Annotated in this window: 6 protein-coding genes; 2 read left to right on the forward strand and 4 right to left on the reverse strand. The window is 64.0% G+C overall.

The window, feature by feature from the left end; all coding sequences use genetic code 11:
- Positions 1-285: 285 nt before the first annotated feature.
- On the forward strand, positions 286-3,471 hold the full coding sequence (locus E8A46_RS01425) for an autotransporter domain-containing protein (RefSeq protein WP_291556439.1): 3,186 nt from the start codon (positions 286-288) through the stop codon (positions 3,469-3,471).
- A gap of 273 nt (positions 3,472-3,744) precedes the next feature.
- On the opposite strand, the gene E8A46_RS01430 is transcribed toward E8A46_RS01425, so the two are convergent.
- The 4 genes from E8A46_RS01430 to E8A46_RS01445 form a co-directional block, all read right to left on the reverse strand.
- Entirely contained in the window at positions 3,745-5,208 is a 1,464-nt protein-coding gene (locus E8A46_RS01430) for a bifunctional serine/threonine-protein kinase/universal stress protein (RefSeq protein ID WP_291556441.1), read from the reverse strand.
- A gap of 2 nt (positions 5,209-5,210) precedes the next feature.
- Positions 5,211-5,951, reverse strand: a complete 741-nt coding sequence (locus E8A46_RS01435; RefSeq protein WP_291556455.1) for a metallophosphoesterase family protein — start codon at positions 5,949-5,951, stop codon at positions 5,211-5,213.
- A gap of 113 nt (positions 5,952-6,064) precedes the next feature.
- Positions 6,065-6,661, reverse strand: coding sequence for a TetR family transcriptional regulator (locus E8A46_RS01440; RefSeq protein ID WP_291556443.1), 597 nt, complete (start codon positions 6,659-6,661; stop codon positions 6,065-6,067).
- Complete coding sequence (locus tag E8A46_RS01445; RefSeq protein WP_291556445.1) at positions 6,658-7,683, reverse strand: aldo/keto reductase; 1,026 nt, start codon at positions 7,681-7,683, stop codon at positions 6,658-6,660. The genes E8A46_RS01440 and E8A46_RS01445 overlap by 4 nt, the downstream gene beginning before the upstream one ends.
- A 359-nt stretch (positions 7,684-8,042) precedes the next feature.
- Between E8A46_RS01445 and purB the strand changes: the two genes are divergently transcribed.
- A partial coding sequence (gene purB / locus E8A46_RS01450) for an adenylosuccinate lyase (RefSeq protein WP_291556447.1) occupies positions 8,043-9,107 on the forward strand: 1,065 nt, incomplete at its 3' end.

The following is a 9,107-nucleotide window of genomic DNA, read 5'->3' on the forward strand; positions in this document are numbered from 1 at the left end:
GCTCCGATCCCAGTCGCGATGCGCAACTTGCGATGACGTGCCGGGAATTTGAGCTTGGCTTGCATTACGCGCAATCACGTTGCGCGTAATGCAATAAAGATGCGCGTTCTCGTTGCGGTGGGGCAACACTGCCTCGACAATCGTCGTTGCCGCGTGAGTTGTTATTGTTGGCGCAAGGCATTTCTTGCATCAAGTAAACCTTACCGTTCGTAGGCGTGAAACTTGGAGCACGAAATGTTTGGGAATGCGGATCACCGTCGGACGGCGGCTCCGGGACGACGTCCGATGACTGGCCGCACGGCATGGCTCGGAAGTGCCGCCGTATCGGCGTTCGTGGCGGCGACCGCGCCGGCTCAGGCGCAAGTAGTCTGCACCAACACTGGCCTCGACCGGAGCTGCGTCAATACCGGGATCAGTGCCCTTCCTCTCAGGTCTCAAACCGCAACGGGCGGTAACGCGTCCGGAAATAATTCCGGCACGATTAGTGGGGCCACCCCCGACAATATCGGCAGATCTGAGTCAATTCTGGTTTTCACGCAGTTCGGCGGCAACGCGACGGCAATCAATTCCGGAAGCCTTCCCAACTCGGGCTTCAGCGTCACCACCGAAAATCTGACCCCCGGCCCGAACGGAGATGCGACCGGGACGAATACCGCTTCCGGCGCGGTCGCCGCGTTCTTTCAGGTTGAAACCGGGTTTCAGTCGGCGGGGACGGGCGGCACCGCGACGGGAACCAATGCCGGCAGCGTCGGCCAGTTTTTTCAAGTCGACACACTCAAGGGCGGTAATGCCACCGGAACCAATTCCGGCACCGTCGGCCAGTTCTTTCAGGTCAGCAGCGCCACGGGCGGCGACGTGAGCGGGAATAATTCCGGCACCGTCAGCCAGAACTTTCTGGTCAACGCCGCCGCCGGCGGCAACGCGACCGGGACAAATTCGGGCGGCGTCGGTACGTCCTTTGTCGTCAGCACGGGCCTCGGGTTGATCGGCAATGTGACCGGGACAAATTCCAGCACAGGCACCGTCGGCACAGATTTCCAGGTCATCACAGGCTTGGGTGAGGTCAATGCAACCAATGCCGGCCGCGTTGGCGGAAACTTTCAGGTCCAAGACTCGAATTCTGGCGTCGTCCATACCGTGACCGCGCTGAACTCCGGCAGCGTCATCGGATCCGTCTCTGCTCTTAATGGATCCGGCGGCGACACGACAGGCACCAATACGGGTAGCATCGGCGGAAATTTCAAGGTCTCTGGCGCAGGCGGCAACGTGACCGCCACCAATACCGGCAGCGTCGGCCAAGTCTTCAACGTCAGTAACACCGGCAACGGCATTACCGGAAACTTGATCGCAAACAATTCCGGCACTGTCGGCTCAGCCTTCCTGACCCTCAACCAGAACGGCAGTACCACGGCGACCAATAGCGGCATCGTCAACGGCGTTTTCCGCATCAGCGCCGTCGCGGGCAACGCGACCGGCACCAATAGCGGGACGGTCAACGGCGATGTCCTCATGGGCAGTGGAACCAGCAGTTTCACCAATTCCGGGACGATCAACGGCGCGAACGGGACGGCCATCCAGTTCAGTGGCGGCACCAACAACGCGCTGACCTTGCTGCGCGGGTCCGCCATCACAGGCAACATCCTCGGCGCCGGCGCGGGCGACACGCTGAATTTCGCGGTCGGCCCGGGCACGTTTGCCTATGGCGCGGCCTTCGGCTTCAGCGGCTTCAACCAGATCAATCTCAGCTCCGGCACCGTGATCCTCAACGGCGTCAACAGCGCCACCAACATCGCGGTGACCGGCGGCAATCTAGGGGTCGGCGACGCCGCCGATCCCGCCGCCAAGCTGACCGGCACGGTCAACGTCACCGGCGGCACGCTGTCGGGCCATGGCACGGTGGTCGGCGATGTCAGCATCGGCAACGGCGGCACACTGGCGCCCGGCGGCTCGGTCGGAACCCTTTCGATCCAGGGTAATCTCGTCATGACCACGGCCTTGGCCTACCTGGTCGATGTCTCCTCCACTGGTGCGAGCAGCACCGCCGTGACGGGCACGGCGGCGCTCGGCGGCACGGTGCAGGTGTTCTCGTCCAACAACAGCTATCGCCTCAATTCACCTTATACGATCCTGACCTCGGCCGGACTGGGCGGCACGCAGTTCAACGCGATGGCACCGATGGCCGGCATCACCGAAGCCCTCTCCTATACCGCCAACAACGTTCAACTCACCCTCACCTCGGCGCTCGGCCAGCTCACCGGCCTCAACGCCAACCAGCGCGCCGTCGCCACGACGCTGGACGCCGCGTTCAATTCGGGCGGCAGCACCGGCCCGCTCGGCGGCATCTTCAACGGCAATATCCCGTTCAATCTCACACAGGCCTCCGGCGAACTCGGCACCGGATCGCAGCAGACCACCTTCGACGCCATGAACCAGTTCATGGGTGTGATGACGGACCCGTTCATCGCCGGACGCGGCGACGGCATCGGCAGCGGCGCGGGTACACCCTCATTCGCCGAAGAGAATGCCGGCGCGAGCGCCTACGCCGGCAACGGCAAGGCACGCAGCCAGAGCGAGCGCGACGCCTATGGCATGATGACCAAGGCGCCGCCGATGGCCGACACCTTCGCCCAGCGGTGGAGTGTGTGGGCGGCGGGCTTCGGAGGAGCGCAGAGCACGGACGGCAATGCGGCGGTGGGATCGAACGCCGTGACCAGCCGGATCGCGGGCACCGCGGTCGGCGCCGACTATCGCTTCTCGCCGTTCACGATCGCGGGCTTCGCGCTTGCCGGCGGCGGCACCAGCTTCTCGCTCGCCAACGCCTTGGGGACCGGTCATTCCGATCTGTTCCAGGCCGGCGCCTATCTGCGGCACACAGTTGGGCCGGCCTATATCTCGGCGGCGCTGGCGTACGGCTGGCAGGATGTCACGACGGACCGCACGGTCACCATCGCCGGCGGCAGACGGCTGCAGGCGGAATTCAACGCCAATGCCTTCTCCGGCCGCGTCGAAGGCGGCTACCGCTTTGCGACGCCGTGGATGGGCATCACGCCCTACGCGGCCGGCCAGTTCACCACCTTCGATCTGCCGGCCTACGCGGAAAGCGCCCTCTCCGGCTCCAATGGGTTTGCGCTGGCCTATAACGCCAAGAGCGTCACCGATACCCGCAGCGAGCTCGGCATTCGCACCGACAAATCCTTCGCGCTGGCGAACGGAATCCTGACGCTGCGCAGCCGCTTCGCCTGGGCGCATGATTTCGATCCCGACCGAAGCATCGCCGCGACCTTCCAGGCGCTGCCGGGTGCGAGCTTCGTCGTCAACGGCGCCGCGCTGGCGCCGGATTCCGCGCTGACGACGCTTTCAGCCGAAATGAAATGGATGAACGGCTGGTCGGCGGCCGCCACCTTCGAGGGCGAGTTCTCCGACGTCACCCGCTCTTACGCCGGCAAGGGCGTCGTTCGATATCAGTGGTAAGCTTCCGGTCTCCGTGCACGCACGACTACCGGGGCGCCGCAGCTACCGCATCGGACGGACAATGATGCGCCATCCGCAGGAACCTCCCCTGGACGTGACAATCCGGGGTTCCGACCGTGGTCAGGCTTTCGGCCGCGGGCGCACGGATATGAGACCAATGCTTGCTGTGGTGGGTGTGTTTGGCAGACGCCGCGGTCGCAAAGACGGCCGGCGCGAGCAGCAGACAGGTTAATAATACAATCTTGCGCATCCTCTCCACCTCATCCATCGACCTCACAAGGCCGGCATCGATCGATCATCGGAGCCGTCCTGCGGACGCTGGTCCGGCTCGTGCAGCGAGGCCAGCCGGGGCGGCCGCACCACGGTCACGGTACAGGGCGCCTCGGCCGCCACTCTGGCAGAGACGCTGCCAAGCAGCGTGCGCACCAGCGAATTCTGCCGCGCGCCGATGACGATGTGATCGACGTGGTTGGCTTGCGCAAAGTCCAGGATGGCGGCTGCCGGATCGACGGCTTCCAGAACATGCGTGGTCAACCTGTTCTGATCGAGCTTCAGCGGCGACGCCCAGTGCTTGAGCGTGACGAGCCGGTCGATATGCTTGTTGTTGCCCTCTTCATCCAGCGTCCTGTCGATGGTGACGCGGCCGAGCTTGAGCACGTTCAGGCAGGCCAGCCGCGCCGAGGGCAGTGTCGCGAGGATTCGTTCGGTGGTGACCCGCAGCGCTTCGTTCAGCGCGGCCGATCCCTCCGTGAGGTCGAGCGCGATCGCGACGATCGGACCTGAGGCCAGCTGGGCGGCAACGCCGGATTTGCCGCGCGGCTGTGTCAGGTTGCCGTTGAAGCGGCGGCGCCACACCGTGCTGATGGGGTCGCGGTTGAGCCGCTCTGCCCGCGCCGTGAGCTTGATCTCATCGGGATGGGCGAGTTCGAACGCCAGTTGCGAAGCGGTGGGGTAGCGCCAGACCGGATCGATCTCCAGACACCGCAGCACGACTTCCTGCAGCCAGGGCGGATAGTCCGGCCTCAATTTGCGCGGCGGATAGGGATCACGCCACAGCCGGCGCCGCATGCCGCGGATGGTTTCGCTTTCTCCGAACGGCCGCACGCCGGTCGTGAAAAAATACAGCAACACGCCCAGCGAAAACAGATCGCTGCGCGGATCGTCGCGCACCCCGAGCAGCCGCTCCGGCGCCATGTAGGGCGCGGTGCCGTAAGGCAAGCGGAATTCCTCCTGCAAGAGATCGGGCAACTGGTTGTGATGCGACAGGCCGAAATCGATCAACACGGCCTCGCCCGAGGGGCGAAACATGATGCTGCTCGGCTTGATATCGTGATGGATGACATTCTGCCGATGCAGGTCGGCCAATGCGGTTGCGATTTTCCAGCCGATGAGGCGCGCCTCCTCGTAGGCCAAAGGCAGCTCGCCAAGCCGGCTGTAAAGCGTCTTGCCCGGAATCGGCTCGATCACGACATAGGCCTGGTGCGCGAAATCGCCGGTCGCGTAACAGGCCGGCACGTGAGGCCCCGACAGCCGGGGCAGGATCATCTGCTCCATCTCGAAAGAGACGATGGCGGCGGGATCCTCGCCCTCGGACACCCGCGGAATTTTCATCAACAGCGGTGTCGGTATATCAGGACGGGTCACGCTCCACAGCGTCGCCATGCCGCCGCGATGAACACACTCCCCGACGATGAAGCCGTCTATGATCGCGCCGGGCTGAACCGAAACCTTCGCCATGGTCACCTGCCAACCGAGAGGCGATCGGCGAGCCAGATCGGCAGGCCATTTTCGCGAATTCGTTTCGCGGCCGCATCGACATCATACGGCACGCGGCAATAGGTGATTTCGCGGGAACTGGTATCGAACATGGCAAAGGATGCCGCCGGATCGCCATCGCGGGGCTGCCCGACCGAGCCGAGCACGGTCAGCCAGCGCCGGCCCTGCAGCAGTTGCACCGTGACGCCCGATGTCGGAACGAAACTCGTCATCTTCCCGGTCACCGACATCGAATAAAGCGCCGGCCGATGGATGTGGCCACAGAAAGTCACATGGGCGGCCGTCGCCAGAAGGCTCCGTCCGGCTTCCGCGGTCGACCGAACGTAGTGCCATTTCGCGGGACTGCTGGCCTCGGAATGAACGTAGAGGCGGTCGTCCTCCTGCAGCATCAACGGCAATTCCGCCAGGAAACGCCGCTGTGCCGTATTGAGCCGCCCGCGGGTCCACTCGATCGCGGCCTGCGCCTCGGCATTCATGGTTTCCGCAGACGTGCCGATGGCATTGTCGTGGTTACCGCGCACGGCGAGCGCGCCCTTCCCGACGAGATCCATGACCGTCTCGACCGTCCATTCGGGATCTGCGCCGTATCCGACATAGTCGCCGAGGCAGATGAATCGTTCGGCGCCGTGCGCGCGCGCGAAATCAAGGCACGCACTGAACGCCTGCCGGTTGGCGTGGATATCCGCAAAAACAGCCAGCAGCACGCTTTCCTCCGCAACCAATCCTATCATCCGGCGCTCGGCCGGGGTTGACGGATATCAAACAACGGAATGCGGGACGCGTGCAATTGGGCTGAGGGCTTCCGCGGGAAGCGGATCTAGCGCTTGCGCGGTGCTTCAAGACCTCTGAGCAACAGCGCCAGAACAGCGTCGATCCGCGCCGGGAGCTGCGGATCGCTCCATTCCTCGGAATGGGCGGGATGATGGAAGCGGCTGGTGGCCTCGAAAATCGCGCGCGCGGTGGCCTTGGCGTCGGTTACCTGGAAGGCGCCCTGCTTCACGCCGTCCGACAGGATGAGTTCAACCTGGTCGGTGAGGCTCTCTTTGTGCGCTTTCACCGTCTTGCAAGCCTCCCGCGCCAGCGTCAGATAGGTCGCGAACATCTCGGGGTCTTCGCTAACCCTCGTGTGCTTGGCTGCAAACAGCGTCCGCAGCCATTTATCGAGCCTCGCCGGCGCCGGCCCGGACCCTTCGGCGATTTTCGCGAGCGGCGCGCTGACGCGCTCCAGCCAGCGCTTTGCCACCGCCTCGCGTAGCGAGGCCTTGCTCGGAAAATGACGGTAAACGCTGCCGTGGCTTACATCGAGCGCGCGGGCAACGTCCACCACGGTCGCCTTGGCGAGCCCGAAGCGGCGCAGCACGTCCTCGGTTACTTCGAGAATTCGCTCAGGGGTCAAAGCCACGATCTCGTTCATGCGCGCACCATCGCTTTCTCGCTGTCGAGCATTGCCATTTGTGCCGGAGCATAGCGCGCGCCCGCAACAGCGTCGCGCGGAATAGCGCGCGCGAGTTCGGCCAGGTCTGCGTCCGAAAGGGTGACCTCAAGCGCCCCAAGCGACTCGGCCAGCCGTTCGCGGCGGCGCGCGCCGACCAGGGGAATGATATCGGCGCCCTGCGCCAGCACCCAGGCAATCGCCAATTGCGCCACCGAACAGCCCTTTCGATTGGCGATGTCGCGCAATTTCTCGACCAGGCCGAGATTGTGCGTCAGGTTGTCGCCGGAGAAACGCGGATTCATGGGGCGAAAATCGCGTCCCTTCTCGCTCCGCGCCGCCGACCAGTGGCCGCTGATCAGGCCACGCGACAGCACGCCATAGGCAGTGATGCCGATGCCGAGTTCGCGGCAGGCGGGGAGAATCTCCGCTTCAATACCGCGCGTCAGCAGCGAATATTCGATCTGCAAATCGCAGACTGGATGCACCGCATGCGCGCGGCTGATCGTATCTGCACTCACTTCGGATAGCCCGATATGCCGGACGTAACCGGCCTTGACCATCTCGGCGATGGCACCAACGGTGTCCTCGATCGGCACGTTCGGATCGAGCCGCGCCGGACGATAGATGTCGATATAGTCGGTACGCAAACGACGCAGGCTGTAGGTCAGAAAGTTCTTCACCGCGCCCGGCCGCGCATCATAAAGGCCGAAGCCGCCCGCGGGATCGCGGAACGCACCAAACTTGACGCTGAGTTGCACGCTCTGGCGCGAACGGCCGCGCAGGGCTTCGGCGATCAGCAGTTCGTTTTGCCCGGAGCCATAGAAGTCTCCGGTATCGAGCAGCGTGATGCCCTCGTCGAGCGCGGCGTGAATAGTGGCGATGCTTTCGGCTTCGTCGGCGTGGCCGTAGGCATCCGACATCCCCATGCAACCAAGTCCGATGCCGGAGACGCGGGGCCCATCGGCGCCGAGCTTTCGCGAAGCAAGCTGATGGGCTGTCATTGTCGTCCCCCTTACCGGGCTAACCGTTCGGCCTGCGCGGCAAGGTGACGGGCGACGCGGGCGTTGAGCCAGCGCTGGATTTGTGCGGTCAGGTGAAAAAGCTCGATCGTCATGGCAAAGTCCTCGTGCATTGCCTGGCTTGCTGCCGGTGCGGCCAGCCAGCGACGCCTCAACATCGGCGTCAGTGCCAATATAGGGCATCTCGCTGACAGATTACAATATCTGTCAGTCAATATTTCGTGAGCTGGGTGGCTTGAGGGCCTTTGGGAGTTAGCGGGGGTCCGCGCCCGGCCGGTGTTTGTCTCGCCTCGCCCGCTCTGCTAAAGCGCGGCGTAACCCCTAAAACCCCAGAGTCGTCGATGATATCCCGCTATACCCGCCCGGAAATGGCCGCCATCTGGGAGGCCCAGACGCGCTTCAAGATCTGGTTCGAGATCGAGGCGCATGCGGCTGATGCGCTGGCGGAATTGGGGGTCATTCCGAAGGAGGCCGCGAAGGCGGTCTGGGCCAAGGCCCGCGATGTCATTTTCGACGTGGCGCGGATCGACGAGATCGAGCGCGAAACCAAGCACGATGTCATCGCCTTTCTCACCCACCTGGCGGAAATCGTCGGCCCCGAGGCGCGTTTCGTGCACCAGGGCATGACCTCGTCCGACGTGCTCGACACCTGTCTCAACGTGCAGCTGACACGCGCGGCCGACCTGTTGATATCGGATATCGACAGGGTGCTGGCGGCGCTGAAAAAGCGCGCCTTCGAGCACAAGATGACGCCGACCATCGGCCGCTCGCATGGCATTCACGCCGAGCCGGTGACATTCGGGCTGAAGCTCGCCTACGCCTATGCCGAATTCACCCGCGCCCGCGAGCGGCTCGTGACCGCCCGCCACGAAGTCGCGACCTGCGCGATCTCGGGTGCCGTCGGCACCTTCGCGCAGATCGACCCGCGCGTCGAGGAACACGTCGCCAAGGCGATGGGGCTCAGGCCGGAGCCGATCTCCACGCAGGTGATTCCGCGCGACCGCCACGCGATGTATTTTGCAACGCTGGGCGTGATCGCCTCCTCGGTCGAACGCCTCGCTACCGAGATCCGTCACCTGCAGCGCACTGAGGTGCTCGAAGTCGAGGAATTCTTCTCCGAGGGCCAGAAGGGCTCCTCGGCGATGCCGCACAAGCGCAACCCGGTGCTGTCAGAAAATCTCACCGGGCTGTCGCGCATGGTGCGCGCCTATGTAACGCCGGCGATGGAGAATGTCGTGTTGTGGCACGAGCGCGATATCTCGCATTCCTCGGCCGAGCGGATGATCGCGCCCGACGCCACGGTGACGCTGGATTTCGCCCTCAACCGGCTGGCGGGCCTGATCGACAAGCTGCTGATCTATCCCGAAAACATGCTGAAGAATCTCGATCGGCTCGGCGGGCTCATT

The sequence above is a fragment of the Bradyrhizobium sp. genome (assembly GCF_004799445.1).
Taxonomy (GTDB): domain Bacteria; phylum Pseudomonadota; class Alphaproteobacteria; order Rhizobiales; family Xanthobacteraceae; genus Bradyrhizobium.